We start from the raw sequence: 20,775 nt of genomic DNA on the forward strand, positions 1-20,775 counted from the left end.
TCCCTTGGTTACCAATGACAAATCGTTTTTTATTACATTAATACCAGAAAAATCTCAAATGTCCATTTTTTTCTGGTGTAAAATTAAAAGATTAACCAGCTAGCAGAAAAAGGCTGTCAGGGGCCTGTTGGAACAATCCCCCTTTTCAGAGGGATCATTTCTTGATTACAGCAAGGGATTACTCCCTTCGTACTATACCTGTCATGCGTGAGAACGTTTCATTATCGGCGTCTGTACTCATAACGATCGTCAGAGGAGCGACCGTTGCGATATTCATAGCGATCATCATCGGAGTAGCGACGGCCGTTGCCTCGATATTCATACCGATCATCATTATCGTAACGTCCACCGCGATATTCGTAGCGGCTGCCGCGCTCGTATCCACTGCCGTATCCACCGCCGTATCCATAGCCGTATCCGCTGCCGTATCCACTGCCGCGTCCACTGCTGTGGGCAGTTGCAACAAGTGCCAGTACGAGGAACGATCCAATCAGGGTCAGGGCTGTTGTTGTCTTTTTCATGATAAATCTCCGTTTGTATAATGGGGTGAAGAGAATTGCTCTTGTTTATGATTCCAGGATAACAAAAAAAAATTAACGAAAGATTAACCGGAAAAGGTTTTTTCGTTTTTTTCAGTTTGCCTTGAAATCTCCGTTTGTGATAATGGGTAAAACTTAAATTGCTCTTGTTTATGATTCCAAGATAGCAAAGGGAAAGTTAACGTGAGATGAAAGAGAAAGGTTTTTTGCGTTTTTTTTACGATACCTTGAAAAAAATATCTCTTCCCAGGGGATCGTTTACAGGTGACCTCTATGGAATTGCTCATTATTTACAGAAAGAGGCGCTACAAAAAAAGGCGGGCAACAGGAGAATTAAAAAAAGATGCGTTGAGAGCGGAATATAATTGAGCTGACTTGCGCATCAGAACAATACATGCGGCGGTTGTACGTATCTGAAACAGTACCAGGTGTGGGCATCACCTAGCTTTCTTTTATGATTCCCGTTCCTCAAGGGAAAGGCAAAGATGACCATATTTCTGCTCAATATAATCAAGCAGGGTAAACATCAACAGAACTATCCCGCTCATCTCCAGAAACTCCTCAATAGTATACAAAAGGGTATAGGTCACAGTGTAATAACCGTGCAGTTCTGCCTCCTTCCCGCCCAGCATATCAAAAAAAACTGCACCAGTAAGAAAGATAACTGCTGATACAACCAAAAGGATAAAAGTCTTCCGAGGGAGTCGAAAAAAGAAAGGGAAATAAATGATTCCTAAGATGCTTGTCAAAAAAGCATAGGGAAGAATCCAGGGGAAGTAGAGCAATCCACTGGCTTCCAGTATCCCGGTCTGGTTCATATATGCTTCCGTAAAATCACCAAGCCCCTCATGCAGGACAAAGGCCTCATCAAATGATAAAAAAAGAAAAACGCAGGCCAACCCCAGCCAGTAACCATGCTGCTGCCCTTGCTTTTTTTCCAACAAGGAGATACAAAAAAAGAGAAGGGAACAAAAGAAGATAGCAAACGCTGAGTAGAGTGAGGGAAGATTTTTTTCAATATCCAAATCGACAAATTCACTGAGTTCCACAAGATTCTCATTCATAGTGGATAAAAAAATGGCCTGAACAACACTATGGAGCACAGTCAGAGCAACAACGATTGCCAGAAAAAAGAGGGCTGTTTTTCGAGGATGAATTTTCAGCTGAAACATAGACAAGAGCGATAACGTAAAAGTATTTGAAAGGAAAAAAAGAACAGTTTATGGTATTCTATAGAATACAGGCGAGCAACGCAATATATTGCTCCCCTGAAATACACTCTCTGCCACAGATTCTTTTGTCGCACGGCAGGGCATCACCACCTACTGTATGCATACAAAACCATGGTTCACCTTAACCAAGACATTTCCATCTGGGAGGCCAAGAGCCAGCTGGCCTTTAATGAACCGCTTAAACCCGGTGATCCCCTTTATGTTAAGACTGACTCGGCCCGGGGGGATTTCAGCCTCAAACGGCTCTACCGGGAGCTGAACGTAGACAATCAGGGCATGGCACATAGCAAACCTGCTGCGCCCCGCAAACAGTACACCCTCTTTACCGGTCATCGCGGTTGCGGCAAAAGCACTGAGTTACTCCGCATTGCCGATTATCTCCACTCCCCGGATCGCTATTACGTTATCCATCTCGACTGTCTGGAAAAGCTGGACATCAACAATCTCAAGTACTCGGACGTGCTCCTGGCCCTGGCAGCGGCCCTGCTGGAACAACTGGAAAAAGAAGACGGCATTGTCATTGATCAGGTCTTTCTGACCCGGCTGGAAAACTGGTTTAAAGAACGGGTGGAAGTCCATACCGCGCTTCAGGATTTTGCCGCTGAGGTCAAGGCAGGGGCAAAGATACAGACCGGCCTTCCCTGGCTGGGCAAGCTGTTTGGCGAGCTGACCAATAAAATCAATATTGGTTCAACCTATCGGGAAGAATTGCGCCTGGTGGTGCGCAATAACTTTACCGAGTTTGCCGATGCCTTTAACCAGCTCATCCTGGCTGGTGAGGAAAAAATTCGGGCTGCCGGTAAAGGACAACGCATCCTCTTTACTGTGGACGGCACAGACCGCCTGGATCAGGAGGACGCGCCCAAGTTCTTTGTCGAAGATGTCCACCAGCTCACCCAGATCAACGGCCTGTTCATCTACTGCGCCCCTATCCATCTCCTCCATCAGGACAACTGCATCACGGCCAGCTTTAACCAACCTTTCCGCCTGCCCATGCTCAAAGTACGGGATCGGGACGGGGAAGATATCCCGGAAAACATTGCGGTGATGCGGGAGCTGGCCCTGCGCCGGGTTCCGGAGCAGCTCTTTGATGAGATCGATACGGTGGATTATCTGGTCCGCTTCAGCGGCGGTCATCCACGGGATCTGCTCCGCCTCCTCAATGTGGCGATTAATTATGCGGATGAAGAACGTATTGACCGGAGTGCTGCTGAAAAGGCGGTCAAGCAGGTGGCCAATGAGTATCGCCGCTTCATCAATACGGAAGACTATAGCCGGCTGGTCCAGATTGACATGCACCCGGATGCGCCGGACGACTTCACGGACGAGCAGAGCAGCCTGATGCTCTACAACCTGATCCTGTTGGAGTATAACGATTATTTCTGGAAGAGCCACCCGCTGATCACCACCCTGCCCGGCTACAAAAAGGCCAAGTATGCGACCGAGTAAATGACAACAACGGGGCGGAAAAACTGGCAGGTGCAGGCCGAGCATTCCGGCAGCCTGATCCGTTTGCAGAACCTGATCCAACGGGGCAGCGGCTCTTGCCTGCTTATCCTGCAACAGAACCGGCCTTCCTATCGGGACGGGCTGATCGAATTTCTCGGACAGGAACACAGCCGGGTGCTGAACCTGAAAGAGCCGGGCGGGTTTGAGGCATTTGAAGCGGAGCTGGAAAAAGGAGAACAGGGACGGATTCTCCATCTGATCAATCTGGAGAGTTTGGGGGAGGAAAAGCAGCGGGCCTTTTTCAAGGGGCTGAACTACCACCGGGAACATATCGCCCGAACCTGCGCCGGTATCCTGGCCTTCTGGCTGCCCGAACCTTTAGTACGGGAGATGGCCTTGCAGGCGGCAGACTTCTGGGCCTGGCGGGAACAGGTGCTGGATTTCACAGTGCCGGTTGAGCCGGTGGAACGAATAGCTTTTGATTGGCTCAAAAACTCGAACATGGAAGTTGCCGGGAAACAGGAACGGATCAGGGAGATTGAAGAGTTTCTTGCCCGGCCAGTGGAATTGTCATCGTTAAGCACTGCCGACCTGAAGCGGGAACTGGGTAATCTCTATAAATCAATCGGTGAATATGCCAAGGCCGAACAAATATTCACAGAGGCGATTGCGGAGTACAGGGAGTTGGACGAAATTGAAGCCCAAGCCGTTACCCAGCGTGACTTGGCCGACATCATGTCTGCTCAGGATAATCCTGATACTGCGTTATGTATTCTCAAAGAAAAAGTTCTCCCTGTCTTCCGGCAACTCCATAATGAGCGAGAAGAGGCGGAAACTAAGGATCGAATAGCAGATTTATTTCAGCAACGCAGCGAATTGGATCAAGCCCTTAACATTCGACACCAAGAGATACTTCCAATCCTTGAACGGCTGGGTGATGTACGCAACAAAGCCGTCACAATGGGCAAGATCGCCGACATACTCAAGGCCAGAGGGGAACTTGATAAGGCTCTAGATATTCGCAGAAACGAAGAACTGCCCGTCTATGAAAAGATTGGTGATGTGCGAGCAAAAGCCGTCACTATGGGGGATATCGCCGATATACTCCAGGCCAGAGGGGAACTTGATAAGGCTCTAGATATTCGCAGAAACGAAGAACTGCCCGTCTATGAACGACTCGGTGATGTACGATCAAAAGCCGTCACTATGGGCAGGATCGCCGACATCCTCCAAGCCAGAGGGGAACTCGACAAGGCTCTGGAAATCCGGCAGCAGGAAGAACTTCCGGTCTATGAACAGCTCGGTGATGTACGAGAAAAAGCCGTCACAATGGGCAAGATTGCCGACATTTTCCAGGCCAGAGGAGAACTTGACAAGGCTCTGGAAATTTATCAAAAAGAGGAGCTTCCTGTCTATGAAAAGCTCGGAGATGTATTTTCCTTATTGCTTTGCCGAACTGACATCGCCCGTTTGCTTCATGAAATAGATGCAAAGACCAACAAAGAAGAAATTGAGCACCTGCTTCGCCTCGCCTTAGCTGATGCCCAACGCCTCAAGCTACCCGGCGAGACAGAGTGGATTGAGGAGATTATAAAGAAGCTGGGGATAGCGGCAAAGAAGGACGGCGCAGAATAAGAGGATTGCTTTCCGCTGACTTGGCGGATATGCTGAAGCCGTTACAAATCGGAAAGAATTTTATAGCGCGAGGTGATATCCATGCAGGCGGCAAAACTCTCAGGCAAGGGGCGGGTCTCCCTGCCGAAAAATATCCTTTCCCGGTACAATTGGAATGCGGGGCAAAAATTGCAGATTATTGATACCGGAGACGGTGTGCTCCTGAAATCAGCACAACCCTTCAAACCGACACAGCTTGACGAAGTTGTCGGAATTCTGCAGCACACCGGTAAACCTGTATCTCTTGAGGAAATGGAGGAGGCAATCAGACAGGGAGCCTTGGAGCGGAAACATGGATACAAGCACAGCAAACAAACGTATGTTAACAGCATTTAAACATGGACAACGAGACGATCAACGTGCGTTAGCAGGATACGAACGTTCCAGACAGGGTTACGGATGTCCGTTATCTCGTTGCGGACGTACCAGATGAGAATCTGGATGTCCAGTATCTCGTTTCGGATGTACCAGATGAGATTCTGGATGTTGATTTGCTCGTCTCGGACGTTCGCAAGGAGATTATGGATGTTCGTCTGCTCACGACAGATATCCGCAAGAAGACAGACTCCTTCAACACAAACAAAGCATTCCCTGTACCGAAGAACGACAAATCGGCAACAGGCTAAAAAATAAGACGTACACCCTTTATCCCACAAAAAAGGAGGAAAACACCATGAAGAAACTACTCGTACTCTGCGCTTGCCTGCTTATGCTCAGCGCCTGCGCCCAAGGCCCCCAACAGGAAGACTTCCCCCAAACCGTAGAACTGCAACCCAAGACCAGCAAAAAAGTCAGCAACGATCTCAAGATCCGTTTTAACTCGGTGCTTGAAGATTCCCGTTGCCCCACCGGTACCCAATGCCCCTGGGAGGGTAATGCTGAAATCCTGCTGGAACTCACCGGCGGAAGCCCGGAAACCGTTCACCTGAACACTGGCGGCATGTTTCCCCGCACCGAGAACTATAACGGCTACACCATCACCTTGCAGAACTTGAAGCCCCACCCTGTTGCAGGTGCGCATATTGAAGAAAGTCGCTACACAGCAACCCTTTCCATTGATCTGGAAACGTCTGAGTCCCCTGCTTCCACCGAATAATTTTTTCTCCTTGATACCCGAGTTCGCCCTGATCCATAACATCAGGGCGGGAATCAACAAGCCAATCAACGGGATTAACCTGATATCCGCCTTCAAGACCATGATCAAACACCTGCCTCTTTTCTGTCTCCTTGCACTCTGCTGCACAGCCTCCCAGGTACCAGCCCATCAACTGTATCTCAAGAACGGTCGTATCATCAGTACCAATAATGTCTGGAGGGAAGGTGACACGGTCCATTATGAACAATACGGCGGCACCATTTCCATCCCCTACAGCAAAGTCAAAGGGGTGGCCTATGAGGCCCGGAAAAAAGAAGAACAAGCTAAGGAGGAACCAGCTGTTTCTCTGGAGAAAAACCTGGCAGCTCAACTGAACAAGGCCCTGGCCCCTCAAACTCCTGTGGAACAGGCCTCGCTCAGTACGCTTTCCATCAAAACACCTACAGGGTTTGGCTCAGGCTTTTTTATTTCTGCTGATGGCCATATCATCACTAATAAACATGTAGTGCGGGGCAGCAAAAAACAACAAAAAAAAATCGAAACAAATATTGAGCAGGGCCGTAAAAACCTCCAGCAATATAAACGTGCTCTGGATAATGCGGCACAACATTATGCAAGCTATAAGAATAATTTACAACAAGATCAGGCTCTCTTGAGAAAACTGCAACGATCAGGAAAGGTGAACAAAGCCTCTCTGGCACGGCAACAGGAAAAACTCCGTGCTGCTGAACAAGATCTCCTTAAAGAGGAAAAGCGTTTAGCCAAGGCCAGAAAGAAGTATCAGAGTGAAAAGAAATCCTTTGATAAGGATGTGGAAGAATTTCACCGCGCTCAAGAAGGACTTGCTGGTCAGAACAATTTCAAAATCATCCTGGCTGATGAAACCGAACTCTATGCCAGCCTTTTTCGCACCAGCGATAAACATGACTTAGCCTTGCTTAAGATCACGGGCTACAAGACCCCATTTCTTCAGCCTATTCTGGAAAAAGAGCTGACCCAGGGACAGCAGGTCTTTGCTGTGGGCAGTCCTGCGGATCTCAGTTTAAAAAATACGGTGACTTCGGGAATCCTCTCTGCGTTCCGGGCTAATTTTATCCAGACCAATGCCCAAATCTATCCTGGCAACAGCGGTGGCCCTTTGATTGACAACAAGGGCCGGGTCATGGGAGTTAATACCAAAAAACTCCTCACCCAAAAATTTGAAGGGCTGGGTTTTGCCATTCCTATCCGTATTGTTTTTGCTGAGTTTAAGGACTACCTCCTCTCAAACTAGCGGAAAAGGACGCAGAAGAGGCTCATCTACTCTACGACAGGCCCACCCTGCCAGTCCTTCTCAACCCGGATCTGCCTGGAATATCCTCCATCCTTCTTGTTTTTCACAGAGTGTAATACTTATTAAAATTACCGGTGTTTTGGGGCAGATCAAGAAACTGCGGAAGAACGCTCTCAAAGTGGTTTTGCAAAAATGCAGCTTTAATTATTGACAGTATCTTTTAGGCATGTTAAATGCTTCAATCATATGCATGATGCATCATGATGTACTTTACTTGACAAATGCTAGTTCTAAACATAGAATTTGTATATACAGAATTTGCATAGCGGAATGAGATTTCATTCAAAGCGTTATAGAACGCCTATGCAAGCCCCGGCAGCCCGCTTTTAGCGGGCTGTTTGTTTTTGGAGAACTTTTTCATGGCAACTTGCGTTCTTTACGTAGATGAAAGCGGTGATATAAGAAAGCATAATGTCCCTCTAAAAAATGGACAAACTCCTATCTTTACTCTAACGGGTTTAGCACTGCCGCTAGAAGAATGGAGGAATATTGACAGAGAACTCCTATATTTAAAAAGAAATTTCTTTGAGGCTGAGATCTCAAAGTCAAATAAGCGTGCAGAGTCATACGAAGTAAAAGGGAATACTCTCTGTTCCCCAAGGAATAAAAGTTCCAGGAGAAATCACATTTATATCATAAAGCTGTGTGAGATGGTTGGAAGGTACGATGGAAAACTATTTTGTGTGAGTGTTGTAAAAGATCCCGAAAAACCAACGCCTCCAACCTCAATTTACACGTTTTCCCTGCAATACATGTCAGAACGTTTCAACACATTTATTTCAGAACATCGTTCCTTTGACAAAGGAATTATAATTGCTGATTCTACAAAGCGCTTTGACAATGATGTTGCTAAGTCTCATATGTCATTTATCTTTGGAGCAGAAAACGGCAAACAACTTCAACATATATATGAGGCACCTTTGTTTGCTGATTCACAGCTTACAGCAGGATTACAGATTGTAGACAATCTTAGCTCGCTAGTTTTTACCAATCATTATCAATATTACTGCTCCAATGTAGAGGGAGCATGTTCTTACGAGCACATGAAGCAACATTGGGATAGAACCAAGTGGTTAGAATTTAAAAGTAAGAAAAAGTACGATGGGTATCTTAAGTATGGATTTAAAACTTTACGGCACGACAACTAACTATCTTTACAAAATAAAACACAAACAGGAGCCGCAGAGTTTACCGGTAAAACTATTAACGCAAGAACAACCTGCCAAGGTCATGACTCAAACTTGAGACACCAACCTCCTCAGCAAAGACAAGCAGATCCTCGGTCGTGCAGTTGACTGAACTGTCTCTCTGCCCTTCCTGTACATCTTCCATTTCCTGCTGAATAAAACTGACCAAGGTCTGAGCGACCTCGGCTCGGAACCGGTCATCAATCCGCCTTCCGGTTCTACGACAGAATTTGCAATACCTTTGCCAGTTATAGATACTGCGGCGCGGCCCGCGATACAGGCTGAGGTCTCGATTATCCGGGGTTAGATCACGCAGGACAATTTCCTGACAACGTTCCAGAGCAGCCTCCTGCAAGAGTTGCTTTTCATCTTCAGTAAGCACCAAACCAGGGCCATCCTCATCCCGGGTCAGATAGTAGAGGGAGGAATGGTAGGCAATTTCAGGCAATTCCCCGGAATCCCTGAGAAGAAAAAGTTCATCTTCCAAAATATCAGCTCGATGCTGTTCACTCATCCTGCAACTCCCTCTCAAGCAACCGTAACGCAACCTGACTTACTCTTCGGACTGTTCATACTGTTCATTAAGCTGAAACAAATTCCGAACCTGCATGATCCGCTCGGTCTGGTCAATACAGGCATGCTCGGCTTTGAGGTAGCGCATGGGATGATGGAGCATCTTCCCCACAATGGATGCGGCCATCCGTTCAATGGATTTTCGCTCTTTACTGCTGATACCGTTAAGCCTTGGCAGGGTTTTGGCCAGTTCAGCCTGACAAATGGACTCTGCAACTGCTCTGAGATCCACAATGGTCGGGGTAACCTCCATACCAGCAAGCCAACGCTGAAACTTCAGGCTTTCCTCCTCAACAATGCGGCGGGCCTTGAGTGCTTCTTTATCCCGTTGCTCACGGTTCATCTCAACCACATTATTCAGATCATCAATATCATAGAGGTAAATATTCTCCAAGGTATTGATTTCCGGGTCCAGGTCCCGTGGCACGGCAATATCAATAAAAAACAGGGGTCGGTTCCGACGCCGGGGCATGAGCGGTGCAATATCCTTTTTGAATAACACCAGACCTTGAGCCCCGGTGGAACTGATCAGAATATCCACATCAAGAAGCTGGTCAACCACTTCATCCAGCCCAATGGCTCTGCCCTTAAAACGAGCTGCCAGTTTCATGGCCCGTTCCAGGGTACGGTTGGCAACCACAACATCGTCAATACCCTGCCCCATCAAATGCTCAGCAGCAAGCTCGGCCATCTCCCCTGCCCCAACCAACATAACCCGCTTGCCCCGGAGATCGCCAAAAATCTTACGCCCTAATTCCACCGCAGCATAGGAGATAGAAACGGCATTGGCTCCGATCCGGGTTTCTGTTCGCACCCGTTTGGCTACAGAAAAGGCTTTATGAAGCAGCCGATTCAAAATCATCCCTGCTGTTTTCTGTTCCGATGCATGACGAAAGGCCTCTTTCAGCTGCCCCAGGATCTGGGATTCACCAACAATCATGGAATCAAGACTGGAAGCAACCATAAAGAGATGATGAACTGCTTCCTGATTCTCATACACATAGATACAGCCTGCTACCTCTTCCCGGCTCACCTTGCCAGCAAAAAGCAGATCAAGCACTTCACGCCGCATCTGTTCCGGGTTCTGGCTGATAAACAACACCTCAACCCGGTTACAGGTGGAAAGAAGGTAATATTCCTTCAGTCCTTCCAAGCCCCGCAATTGCTCCAGAGGCTCTTGATAGCCTCCGGTAAGAGCCATTTTCTCCCGTATTTCCAAAGGAGTTTTCTTATGGTTTACTCCAAGGAGAACTATGGAATCCTGTCCCATACCTTACAGTCCCTCCTGTAACATAGACCCAATGATGAGCAACACAGCAAAGAAGGCAATAATGGTTATCCCGGCGGCTCGACGGCCCCGCCATCCCAGGGTAAAACGCTGGTGCATAAGTCCGGCATAGAGCAACCAGGTTATCACAGACATGACAATCTTCGGATTCCACTGCCAGGGACGGCCACCCCATATCTGACGAGCCCAGATATATCCGGCAAGCATCCCCACTGTCATCAAGGGAAAACCAATACTGATACAGTGTTGGTTCAACTTATCCAATGTATCCAAAGAAGGAAGTCGGGAAAAAAAGAAACCAAAGCGTTTCTGCTTCAACTCCCTTTCCTGGAGCAGGTACATAACTCCACCAATGGCGGCCAGTGTCAAAAAGGCCGCAGCAATAATAGAAACTGAGGCATGAACAGGCAACCACCAAGATTGCATTTCAGGCGGTAAAGGGAGTATCTTCCGGGAGGCGAATGATGCTATCAGCATCAGGAGAAGAACAATGACAGCAGTAAAGGTACCAGAGTTTTTCACGGTATAGCGCCAACGAAAAGAAAGATGACAACAGGCGACTGACCAGGCAAAAAAAGAAATTACCTCGTGAATACTGGTAATAGGAGTATGCCCTGCCTCAATATAGCGAAGAAGTATATTCACAGCATGCAAAAAAGCAGCTGCTATAAAAACCATTCGTGCAGCCTTTCGTATTTGCTTCTTCTGGTTTAAAAAGAAGATAATATAAAGAGCTGTAGCGATACAATAGACGGTAAAACTCGCTTGAAAAAGAGGATAGCTCATGTTTCTTTTATCTCTTGCGCTGTGAGTTCAGTGAGATCAAAATCAATATCTGGGTCAAGAACCGTATCAAGATGCTGAGCAAGCCGTTCCCATTGCTCTGCCCGTATCCAGTGGATTATATCCTCATGCAAGATATTTTGGAACACCCTTTTCCGGTCAGCACAGCGTGAGGAAGGGTCGCTGCAAATTTTTCTCCTTAAAAGCGACATCAGGCGCAATACAATGGCGTACTCATTGCCGTATCTCTTGTCCAGCTCCTGACGGATTTTTGCTGCCAGAGCCGGACTTGCTCCATTGGTGGAAACCGCTATATTCAAATCACCTTTTCGAACAAGGGCTGGCACCTGAAAATCGCAGCGTTCCGGAGCATCAACCACATTCACTAAAATAGCAGCCTGCTGAGCATCCTGAACAACAGCATCCTGTACCAGTCGGTTATCAGTGGCTGCAAATACCAGCAAGGCTTCATTGAGGTCACCGTGCTGGTAGCCTCGCTCACACCACTGGACAGCTCCTTTGGCAGCCTGTTCTGCCAACATCATAGTCAGCTGTGGACTGATAATCCGGACAGCAGCATGGGCATCAAGTAAAGAGAGGACTTTACGTTCAGCAACCTTGCCACCTCCCACAACAACACAGAGTTTACCTGAAATATTTAAGCTGATGGGGTACACAGCAAAAAATAACTCAGCGGGGCGTTAAACGCGTCAGGAGGATTTCCTTGTCTTGCTCCAGGCTTCGTAGCACCCTTTTGGAGGCAGAGATAGCATATTCTTTTTCTGCCAACTGAAGAAAGGGGCTGACCGATTTTCTTTGCATATCATGGGCAAGGTAAATCACGCCATCTGGCTTTACAGCCCGACGAAGCACGTTCAGCAGAGGCTGAAAGAACTCATCCCGAAACAAGACCTCTGCTCCGAGAATAATATCATATTGTTCCATCTCTGGTGGATTCAACCAATCCAGCAAAGAAAACCGGACCTGATCCAGTTTTGAGGCTGCTGCACTGACCCGACCAAAGTCGAGAATGATATCCTCATAATCTGTCACGGTCACAGAGCACCCCAGAGCTGCTGCGGTCAGACCAGGAGCAGCAAGACCAGCACCAAGCTCAAGTACTTTTGTGCCAGGAGCTGGCCGTAACTTCACCATAAAACGGGAAAGAACAAGAGCAGCCTCCCACAGGCGCACCCAAAAAGGAAATTCTGAAGGATTTTTTAACGGATCCTTACCAGCCAGCATCTCTTCAATATCTGTAATCTTCAAGAGATGCAAGTGAAGATCATCTTCAAGTTTTAATGATTCAAAGCCAACACGGTATTGCTTTTTAATTGTACGGTAAAGCTCCTGAGTTTCAGCCGGAAGTGTCTGCGGATCCATATTTTTCTCTTCAGTGCTTGTCTGTATTCTCTATAATTTCAAGCCATAAAAATTGATCAGGAGATTCAAAGGAAGCACCCGATACTTTCATATACACAAAAAACAAAAAAGCCGGCAGCGCAGGTACGCTGTCGGCTCTTGTCATAAAAACGTCAAAAATTTCCTCCACTTGTAAGGATCAAGCAAGAAAATTTTTTAGAGTGGATTTAGCAACCCTCAACTACTTTCTTTTTTACTTTTTTCATTTTTATATCATCACCGGCTTTATAATGTTCAGCTACTTTTTCCATATCCTTACACGTCATGGTCACCTTTTCTTTCTCTACAGTTTCAATGGTACATTTAACTGTTCTTGCAAAAGCAGTACCAACACAGAATGCAAAAGCGGTTACTATTAAAGCTGCGAGTATTTTTTTCATGATAATCTCCTAATATATATCAATTATAGTAGTTAAAAACAAAAATAATCCATACTGTAAACTGTTCTCCGACGCTTGTCAACAACGAAAAGCTACTTCACTGATCCCTTTATTTTTGTGACTTTCTTGACCTCTTTCACCTCTTTCACTTTTTTTATCTCTTTCGTCTCTGGAGGAATTATTTCTTCGATATCCTGTTTCAGCAACTCGTGCGGAACATAACCTGCGTAGGTTCGTATCATTTTCCCTTCATGGGTCACTAAAAAAGAAGTGGGAATTCCAGTGACTCCACCAAATCCACTCACAACATCACTGTCTGCCATTAGTACCGGATAGTTGATATTATCATTTTCTACAAGCTCGTTCACGACTTCAGCACCTCCTTCATCAAGGGAAAGCCCAAGCACGGAAAAACCCTTAGCAGACAGGTCCTTCTGAAGACGGATCAACGAAGGGATCTCCTGACGACAGGGAGGACACCAAGTGGTAAAAAACGTCACCAATAACACCTTGCCTTTAAAATCATCACTACTGATATCTTTCCCATCAACAACAGAGGGGAGCGTAAAATCGGGCATAGGTGTAGCCTGAGCATGCCCACTCAAGGCCAGCAACAAAATGGTACAGACAACCAACGTCTTTTTCACGATTATTGAATTCATGCACATCTCCTGCAAAATATATTTTGATGCGTAATTAGATAAATTAGCACAAAGATAATCAGCTCGTCTTTTTTATGTATATCAATATTTATAGCTCTCCACACAAATTTGTCAACAAAGAACCCTCTCCGAATTATCACTCTCTTACAAAGAAAAAGAATAACCGCATGAACTCATATACAAAGTTAATCTCAGTCCTGCCTCTTTCCTTCCCTCTTTCTCTTTCGGTCCTCCTTTTAAAAAGCATTGCGTCTTTACAAGCTTTTGTGTAATGGTTACATAGTTAATTCCTTGACGACGTATAAGACCTCTGGGCATCTGTTGACGATGGGGTCCACTTTACTTGTTGCGCTTTTTTAAACTTATTATCTTCACCAGAAGTACACTTTTATATATCATGAAAATCAACTGGTTATACATATTATTACCCTTTTTCTTTACCATTCACGCTCCACTGGTCGAATCAGAAATCATTGATTCCAGCGTTGCAGTGGTTAATCAGGATGTCATCACCCGTTCTGATATCAACAGAGTTGGGGAAGTAATTTTTCGCCAAATCAGAGAAAAAACGCCACCAGAACAACAGGCACAGGCATTGCTAGAGGCGCAAAAAAAAATTATAACCCAACTTATTGAAAATAAACTCCTCAGTCAACAGGCTACAGCACGCAATATTTCTGTGAGTGAATCAGAGCTTGATCACGCCCAGGCCCAGGTTATCCAACGCAACAACTTTACAAACAAAGATTTCAGGAAGGAATTACAAAAAATGGGCCTGAGCCAAGAGCAATATCGCGAAACACTGCGTGAACAGATCCTGCGGAGTAAATTGATCAATTACGAAGTCCGCTCCAAGGTGGTGATTCCAGACAAGGAAATAGAAAAATATTTTGAGGAGCAATACAGTGAGCATGCAAGAGCTGAAGGCTATTATATACTACAGCTTGGTGTCTCCTGGGCTGACACCCTCCAAACCTCTGAGCTTTCCACAGCCAAAAAAAATGCGCGGAACCAGATTGAGACCGCACATTCACTGGCCCAGGAAGGAGAGGACTTTAAGGAACTTGCCCGAAAATACTCTAACCTGCCCTCTGCCGCTGATGGCGGCGACCTGGGATTTTTCAGAAAAGATGAGATGGCTGCCTATATACGGGACGCTGTAACCACACTGCAACCCGAAGAAATCAGTCCTATTATTGAACGCCCAGATAGTTATATGTTCTTCAAACTCCTGGAGCATAAGCAAGATATGAACAGCAACACCCAAGTGCTTGATGAAAAAACTCAAGAGGAAATTCGCAATATACTGTATAAGCAGGAAGCGGAAAAGCGCTATAAAGAATGGCTGGAAAAAATACGCGACCAGGCATACATCAAAATCCTCTGATCGCCTTAATAGTCCATAATTTCACACAAAAACATTTAATGACCAAACAAAAAAACAGCGATTCACAACACGCCAAGGAAACACAGGAAGAGCAAGTTCCTGACAAGAAAAACGAAAACCTGCCTATTGGCAAGTTACTTCGTCAGCTTCGTGAAAAAAAGACCTTAACAGTCCATGACATTTCACGAGAAACAAAGATTTCTTCTTCCAACCTGACCTCTATAGAGCTGGGCAACTATAACGAGCTGCCAGCAGACACCTTTATCCGAGGCCAGATCAACATTTATGCTGATTTTCTCGGTCTTGACGGGACCGAGGCAGCCCGCCTGTTTTTTGAAGAACGAACCCACTGCTTAACAGAAGGAGAAAGAAAAAGCAAGTCGTTCAGCCAACAAGGGTTAGGCCTGTCAACCAAGGAACTCGCTGAGCCAGCCCTTATCTCATCAGCTGTCTGGGCTATCAGTCTTCTTGTACTGATTATAACCTTCCTTGCTCTCTTTAGCTGGTATACGGGCTGGAACCCCTTTGCCTATTTTCCTGAACAGCAACCAACCCAGGTCAGCACAACAGATATGGCTCAACCGGCTCAACCTGACCAAGAAGCAGAAGAGGAACGCTCTTTCTTGCCTGGAACAACACCTGAACAGAGTGAAGGGCCTGTAAGCATTGCGCCGCCACTGGAACCTACACAACCAGTTGAAGAAACTGATGAGGTTGCTGACAAACCTGTTGAACAAAACACAACGCCAGAATAGCCCTTGTGTCGTCTCAAAACTGCCGCACCCGGTGTATTGTTCTTAAAAACACCGACTTTGGTGAATCAGACAGGATAGTCACCCTGTACAGCCCGGACCATGGTCGATTTACTGCCATAGCCAAGGGGGCCAAACGCTCGCAAAAACGCTTTGTCAATAAACTGGAAGAGTTCTCTCTGCTTGATGTCATCTATCGTCCGGCAAAATATAACCGCCTCCATTTTCTCAGCGAGGCGGAGTTACAAGAGGCCTTTCTTTCTCTCAGGACCCATTGGCAACGATATTGTCCGGCAATACTGGCCTGTGAGCTGGTTCTCCGCTTTACCCGGGAGCACGACCCGGACAGCAGGATCTTTACCTTACTCCATTGGCTCCTGCATTCCCTGCATAATGGAACAGCTCACCTACCAGCCCTTGTCTTTTTCCTGCTTCACCTGCTTGACGCCTGTGGCTATCAACCCAGGCTGAAGCATTGTGCAGCCTGCTCCTGCTTACCAGGGCAGAACAAACAGCTCAGCTTCATGTTTCAGCCCGGTAATGGCTCGCTTCTTTGCCCTCGTTGCAGTGGTACCACAGACCTCTCTCGTTATTCCCTTTCCCTGCAAAGCCTTAAGTTTCTCCAAACAGCGCAAAAAATGACTATCAACCAGATGCAGCGCCTGCAAATGCCGGAACAGGTTGCTTCTGAATGTCTCTTTGTTTTATACAGCTACTCCAGATATCTTCTCCAATGCGATATCCACTCCTGGAGTTTTCTGGTTCAAGGTATCAAAAAACCGATATCAAAAAAACGGTAATGATCATTGAGGACGTGCAAAAAGATGAGAGGTTCGCTTACACACAGCAACCAGCATAAGCATCAGCGGAACCTCTATCAGCACTCCGACAACCGTGGCCAGGGCCGCACCAGAGGATAATCCGAACAGAATAACCGCTGTTGCAATAGCCACTTCAAAATGATTGGAAGCCCCAATCAGGGCGGCAGGTGCCGCATCACGGTAGGGCAGTTTCAGTGCCCGTGCCAGGAAAAAATAACCAAGAGCAAAGATGACCAGGGTCTGCACCAAGAGCGGGATAGCAATCCAGAAAATAGTGAGGGGATTATTGATGATCACCTCACCCTTAAAGGAAAAGAGCAGCACCAGGGTAAAAAGCAGGGCCGTTATACTGATCGGAGTTAACCAATGGAGAAACTTTGCAGTAAACCAGTCCAACCCCTTGCTTTTGATGATCCACTTCCTGGTCAGATAGCCTGCCAGCAAAGGAAAGGCAACATAGATTGCCACGGAGAAGAGCATGGTCTGCCAGGGAACAGGCATGGCATTGACATTGAGCAGCAGGCCGCCCAGGGGACCGTAGAGCAAGAGCATCATCAACGAATTGATCGCCACCATTACCAGGGTCAGACCGTCATTGCCCTTGGCAAGGTAGCCCCACATCAGCACCATGGCGGTACACGGGGCAATACCCAGAAGAATGGCCCCGGCAATATAACTCCGCCACAGTTCCACCTCTTCACCGTTAGCCAGCACTTCAGTGCCAGGCAGAAAGTCCCTGAACAGATACCCGAGAAAGAAATAGGCTATGGCAAACATGGTAAAGGGCTTAATGGCCCAGTTGATGAAGAGCGTCAGCAGCACCGGCTTTGGTGTCCTGGCAGAGCGCATGACCTGAGCAAAGTCGATCTTCACCATGATGGGATACATCATAAAAAACAGACAGACAGCAATGGGGATGGAGACCTGATACATGGAAAAGCCATTCAATGCTGCTGCCGCACCAGGGGCTGTCTTACCCAACATGATACCGACTGCAATACAGAGCAGCACCCAGACACTCAGATACCGCTCAAAAAAGGACAGTCTCTTTACTCTCTTCTCCGTCATAACCTTGCCTCATTCGTTACAATTCAGCTCTTCAAGAAGGGCTAACACTTCTTGCTCAATCATATCCCTGACCTCATTAAAATGCTGCATATCCATATCCTTGGGATCAGGAATGTTCCAATCATGCCTTTCAGTGGCATGAACAAAGGGACAGGTATCACCGCAGCCCATGGTCACAACAAGGTCATAGCGCATCTCCGGAAGATTGTCCAGGGCCTTTGAAGCATGCCGGCGTAAATCATAGCCCACAGCCTTCATCGAACGAATCGCTTGTTCATTAACCTTGCCGGATGGTCTGGAGCCTGCACTATGGGCTTGCAGACAATCCTGCCCGTGGAGACGGGCAAAGGCCTCAGCCATCTGACTTCGGCAGGCATTTTCAACACAGACAAACAATACTTTTTTCAACATAGCAACAAGACAATTTTTTCTTTTTTTTCAAGCAGGAGCAGGTTCATTCTTCATAGAATCCTGCTTAAAGCCTGCTACTACTCTCAGTTGAGATCCCTCTTCTTCTTTCACCTGCTGATAGAATGCACAGTCCAGACAGGCAACACTTCTCAAAAATAACATCCTTCTGTTAGTCTCTTGTTAGGAAACCGTTGTTTTTGGCAGGGGAAATTTTTCCAACAAACTAGCCATTTTTTATTAACAATAGAGGTTTTTCAATGGATCCAAATAATAATCGGCTTCCGAACAACATGATATGTACGTTACTGTTACTTCGGGATAACAACTTAATATAAAAAAAGGTCGTCAGCTTCAAACAGCCAACGACCTTTTCCTTTTTCTACGTGGCGTGTTCAAGCCGTTTAGTCATATTATTTCTCCTGAAACTGTTATTGTAAAGCTTGATAATAGGGTTGGTTTTCTCATTATTCGCTCAGGAGAATATTTGTATGCAGGCATGGCAAGGATATGGCGGATATAAAAGAAACACCCTGAATCATGCTCGACTCAGGGCGTTGTTTGTGGGGATGAGGAGAGACTATTTCTCCGGTGGCTCATGCTTGATATCAGCGGTGACGGAGGTTAATCTGCATCAACCACCCATTTTCGACTGCAACAGTTGCGGCTTGCGATGCACCACCTTACGCCCGGAAGTTTTTTCAAATTCTCGTAACGAGTTGCAAATACGTTTGAGATCGTGACCATATTTTTCAGCGTGCTCGTTACGAAAACGACGAATCTCAGCGACAATGGGATCTTCAATCATATCTCTTTCCCTAACCGTGCTATGTCGAAGAGTTACGATGTTTCGGCTTGCGTGACGGAAGCGTTGTAAGCCTCTCCTTATGCGCCTGCTGTCGACGCAGGATATCCTGATACATTGCTTTCATATCTCCCTTGAACCGGGAAGTATAATTGTCACGTAATTTTCTCGTTTCTTTAACAATAGGATCTTCCCACTCTCGCATTGCTCACTCCTCACTCATAAGTTCTTCCGGCGTGCAGATGATCGGAGGGGCATAACCTTCAATCATGCAAACAGCTTCGATTTTTTACTCAATTCCTGCCCTATCAAGTTCCTCCGTTTTCTCTCTTTTTCCACAAGAGAATATTACCTGATGTAAGCAGACAGGGCAAGGATATGGCGAATATAAAAGAAACGCCCTGATTCATGCTCGACTGAGGTCATTGTTCGTGGAGATGGGGAGAGCCTGTTTTTCCGGCGGCATGGACGGGTAGGGCGATGCACGAGATGCACCCAACTATCCGGCTGGTGTGACCGGTTGTTCCGGTCGGCTCTGTTCGTGCCTCTTCGACTTGTGTCTCATTCCGTCTTTCCCTTGCAGATAGGAACCGAGTCTCTTCACATCATATGAATGTTCTTTACCTATTTCATCTTTGATTTTTCTGAGTTCCCTGATAATCTCATCTTCCATTTTTAATCTCCCATCATCTCGGCAGGTGTTGCTATTTCGGGACAAATGAACCCGTTGTCTTTGCAGATTTCTCTTATCAGCGGTTTCTTCTCTGCGTTATCAATGTGTTTACAGTTCCAGGTTAATAAGAAATCCACCCGATGAACACAGGCAATAGAAATGTGTAAAGCGTCATCCGTCGCCTTTTCAGGAAGAGCACTATGACGTATCAGCATTTCTGACAGAGCAACAGCCTCTGAAGTTACAGGCAATGTCTCAATATCTGCAATCACATCCAATCTCTTTGCAGCCGCTTCCTTGTCACCACGCCCGGCCTCTTCTATGACGAGATTGGAAACGTAAAGAGAAAAACGTTTTTTATGGTGCTCCCACCAATGAACAGTTTCATTTTTTCTGGCGGCTGCAATCAGGTTGTTCGTGCTTCGGGATGTAAGATAGGATATTATCGAAGTTTCTATGTAAACTTTTCGGGTCATTTTACATTGCATCCATTAATTGATTCTGAGCGAGGGGTCTCCGTTCTCTTTAACATTACCAAACAAGGTTGAAAGAGAAAAGCCCCCTGTGAACCGTCATTGGTTGTACAGAGGGCTTCTTGGTCAGTCACGTCCCCTGTCTATGTTCTATCACCTGCCCGTGCTGCATATCCTCGGAGCAAACGACTGCACCGCCATATCGTGCCGGGCTTCGTCATTTTTCAGGAACGAGTAAATCAGAATATTCGTATCAATGAAAACTCTCTCGTTCATGGAGTTCGTCTCTGCTGAACATTGTAAAATTTTCCGCTGTGACAGGATGCAACGTCGCCTGCGGTAATCGGGTCATCTTTCGTACCCCGCCTCTAGGCTCGTCTTCAATCCTGACGAACTGAATCTCACGCAGGAAATTGATAAGGAGATGGAATTTCGCTTCATCTGTGACTGTCAATACAACTCGTTTCATCTTGCGTCCCCTTGTTTCGGCAGGTTAACGGAACATAGCTCCCTCGTCATTCTCAAAAGAATATTACCTGATGTATGCAGACAGGGCAAGGATATGGTGGGATATATAAGAAAGGCCCTGAATCATGTTCGACTCAGGACCTTGTTTGACTATGGAGATGAAGAAAGGCTATTTAAGGGTGTTGAAAAGAATATCTCAACGCCACACAAAAACAGTTGCTTAGATAATAAAAAGCCTGTATAATGAGGAAAAGTCAATAATGTTAAACCTTTTACTCATTTCAGGTGTTATGCACAATAAA

The 20,775-nt window shown here is 46.3% G+C and carries 25 protein-coding genes; 9 read left to right on the top strand and 16 right to left on the bottom strand.

The window, feature by feature from the left end:
• Positions 1–221: 221 nt before the first annotated feature.
• Entirely contained in the window at positions 222–521 is a 300-nt protein-coding gene (locus L2082_RS11915; protein WP_446009271.1) for a hypothetical protein, read from the bottom strand.
• A 470-nt stretch (positions 522–991) separates the two neighbouring features.
• Positions 992–1,711, bottom strand: coding sequence for a peptidase M48 Ste24p (locus tag L2082_RS11920; RefSeq protein ID WP_446011791.1), 720 nt, complete (start codon positions 1,709–1,711; stop codon positions 992–994).
• A gap of 171 nt (positions 1,712–1,882) precedes the next feature.
• Between L2082_RS11920 and L2082_RS11925 the strand changes: the two genes are divergently transcribed.
• The 6 genes from L2082_RS11925 to L2082_RS11950 all read left to right on the top strand — a co-directional run bounded on the left by L2082_RS11925 (position 1,883) and on the right by L2082_RS11950 (position 8,471).
• Entirely contained in the window at positions 1,883–3,220 is a 1,338-nt protein-coding gene (locus L2082_RS11925) for an ATP-binding protein (protein WP_446009269.1), read from the top strand.
• Complete coding sequence (locus L2082_RS11930; RefSeq protein WP_446009268.1) at positions 3,221–4,855, top strand: tetratricopeptide repeat protein; 1,635 nt, start codon at positions 3,221–3,223, stop codon at positions 4,853–4,855.
• Between the two features lie 81 nt (positions 4,856–4,936).
• Positions 4,937–5,230 (top strand): AbrB/MazE/SpoVT family DNA-binding domain-containing protein, encoded by a 294-nt coding sequence (locus L2082_RS11935; protein ID WP_446009267.1) that lies wholly within the window; start codon positions 4,937–4,939, stop codon positions 5,228–5,230.
• 337 nt (positions 5,231–5,567) lie between these two features.
• Positions 5,568–5,990 carry a hypothetical protein gene (locus tag L2082_RS11940; protein WP_446009266.1) on the top strand — a complete coding sequence of 141 codons (423 nt, stop codon included), beginning with the start codon at positions 5,568–5,570 and terminating at the stop codon, positions 5,988–5,990.
• On the top strand, positions 5,917–7,263 hold the full coding sequence (locus L2082_RS11945; protein WP_446009265.1) for a trypsin-like peptidase domain-containing protein: 1,347 nt from the start codon (positions 5,917–5,919) through the stop codon (positions 7,261–7,263). Before L2082_RS11940 ends, L2082_RS11945 begins: the two co-directional genes overlap by 74 nt.
• Positions 7,264–7,682: 419 nt before the next feature.
• Positions 7,683–8,471, top strand: coding sequence for a DUF3800 domain-containing protein (locus tag L2082_RS11950; RefSeq protein WP_446009264.1), 789 nt, complete (start codon positions 7,683–7,685; stop codon positions 8,469–8,471).
• Between the two features lie 55 nt (positions 8,472–8,526).
• Here L2082_RS11950 and L2082_RS11955 read toward each other — a convergent pair whose 3' ends face one another.
• The 7 genes from L2082_RS11955 to L2082_RS11985 form a co-directional block, all read right to left on the bottom strand.
• Positions 8,527–9,024, bottom strand: coding sequence for a hypothetical protein (locus L2082_RS11955; protein ID WP_446009263.1), 498 nt, complete (start codon positions 9,022–9,024; stop codon positions 8,527–8,529).
• Between the two features lie 39 nt (positions 9,025–9,063).
• A complete protein-coding gene (gene hemA, locus L2082_RS11960) occupies positions 9,064–10,353 on the bottom strand; it encodes a glutamyl-tRNA reductase (RefSeq protein ID WP_446009262.1) in 1,290 nt (429 codons plus the stop codon).
• Between the two features lie 3 nt (positions 10,354–10,356).
• The gene (locus tag L2082_RS11965) at positions 10,357–11,157 is read right to left on the bottom strand and encodes a cytochrome C assembly family protein (RefSeq protein WP_446009261.1); all 801 of its coding nucleotides are present in this window, start codon (positions 11,155–11,157) and stop codon (positions 10,357–10,359) included.
• A complete protein-coding gene (locus L2082_RS11970; RefSeq protein WP_446009260.1) occupies positions 11,154–11,831 on the bottom strand; it encodes a precorrin-2 dehydrogenase/sirohydrochlorin ferrochelatase family protein in 678 nt (225 codons plus the stop codon). The genes L2082_RS11965 and L2082_RS11970 overlap by 4 nt, the downstream gene beginning before the upstream one ends.
• A gap of 13 nt (positions 11,832–11,844) precedes the next feature.
• On the bottom strand, positions 11,845–12,537 hold the full coding sequence (locus tag L2082_RS11975) for a class I SAM-dependent methyltransferase (protein ID WP_446011792.1): 693 nt from the start codon (positions 12,535–12,537) through the stop codon (positions 11,845–11,847).
• 206 nt (positions 12,538–12,743) lie between these two features.
• Positions 12,744–12,956, bottom strand: coding sequence for a hypothetical protein (locus L2082_RS11980; protein ID WP_446009258.1), 213 nt, complete (start codon positions 12,954–12,956; stop codon positions 12,744–12,746).
• 92 nt (positions 12,957–13,048) lie between these two features.
• Positions 13,049–13,618, bottom strand: a complete 570-nt coding sequence (locus L2082_RS11985; RefSeq protein WP_446010096.1) for a TlpA family protein disulfide reductase — start codon at positions 13,616–13,618, stop codon at positions 13,049–13,051.
• A 397-nt stretch (positions 13,619–14,015) separates the two neighbouring features.
• On the opposite strand from L2082_RS11985, the gene L2082_RS11990 reads away from it, so the two are divergent.
• Genes L2082_RS11990 through recO form a run of 3 tightly spaced genes read left to right on the top strand, consistent with a single transcriptional unit; the run spans position 14,016 to position 16,557 of the window.
• Complete coding sequence (locus L2082_RS11990) at positions 14,016–15,005, top strand: SurA N-terminal domain-containing protein (protein WP_446010095.1); 990 nt, start codon at positions 14,016–14,018, stop codon at positions 15,003–15,005.
• Between the two features lie 38 nt (positions 15,006–15,043).
• The gene (locus tag L2082_RS11995) at positions 15,044–15,760 is read left to right on the top strand and encodes a helix-turn-helix domain-containing protein (RefSeq protein WP_446010094.1); all 717 of its coding nucleotides are present in this window, start codon (positions 15,044–15,046) and stop codon (positions 15,758–15,760) included.
• Between the two features lie 5 nt (positions 15,761–15,765).
• The gene (gene recO, locus L2082_RS12000; protein ID WP_446010093.1) at positions 15,766–16,557 is read left to right on the top strand and encodes a DNA repair protein RecO; all 792 of its coding nucleotides are present in this window, start codon (positions 15,766–15,768) and stop codon (positions 16,555–16,557) included.
• A 3-nt stretch (positions 16,558–16,560) separates the two neighbouring features.
• Here the strand turns inward: recO and arsB are convergent, their stop codons facing one another.
• The 7 genes from arsB to L2082_RS12035 form a co-directional block, all read right to left on the bottom strand.
• Positions 16,561–17,646, bottom strand: coding sequence for an ACR3 family arsenite efflux transporter (arsB, locus tag L2082_RS12005; RefSeq protein WP_446010092.1), 1,086 nt, complete (start codon positions 17,644–17,646; stop codon positions 16,561–16,563).
• 9 nt (positions 17,647–17,655) lie between these two features.
• Positions 17,656–18,057 carry an arsenate reductase ArsC gene (locus L2082_RS12010; protein WP_446010091.1) on the bottom strand — a complete coding sequence of 134 codons (402 nt, stop codon included), beginning with the start codon at positions 18,055–18,057 and terminating at the stop codon, positions 17,656–17,658.
• A gap of 27 nt (positions 18,058–18,084) precedes the next feature.
• On the bottom strand, positions 18,085–18,219 hold the full coding sequence (locus L2082_RS12015; protein WP_446010090.1) for a hypothetical protein: 135 nt from the start codon (positions 18,217–18,219) through the stop codon (positions 18,085–18,087).
• Between the two features lie 469 nt (positions 18,220–18,688).
• Positions 18,689–18,862, bottom strand: a complete 174-nt coding sequence (locus L2082_RS12020) for a hypothetical protein (protein ID WP_446010089.1) — start codon at positions 18,860–18,862, stop codon at positions 18,689–18,691.
• A gap of 496 nt (positions 18,863–19,358) precedes the next feature.
• Positions 19,359–19,532: a hypothetical protein gene (locus L2082_RS12025; RefSeq protein ID WP_446010088.1), complete on the bottom strand. Its 174-nt coding sequence runs from the start codon at positions 19,530–19,532 to the stop codon at positions 19,359–19,361.
• A 2-nt stretch (positions 19,533–19,534) separates the two neighbouring features.
• On the bottom strand, positions 19,535–20,008 hold the full coding sequence (locus L2082_RS12030; protein WP_446010087.1) for a type II toxin-antitoxin system VapC family toxin: 474 nt from the start codon (positions 20,006–20,008) through the stop codon (positions 19,535–19,537).
• 250 nt (positions 20,009–20,258) lie between these two features.
• Complete coding sequence (locus L2082_RS12035) at positions 20,259–20,474, bottom strand: hypothetical protein (RefSeq protein ID WP_446010086.1); 216 nt, start codon at positions 20,472–20,474, stop codon at positions 20,259–20,261.
• Positions 20,475–20,775 lie beyond the last annotated feature (301 nt).

The sequence above is a fragment of the Candidatus Electrothrix sp. genome (genome assembly GCF_052785085.1).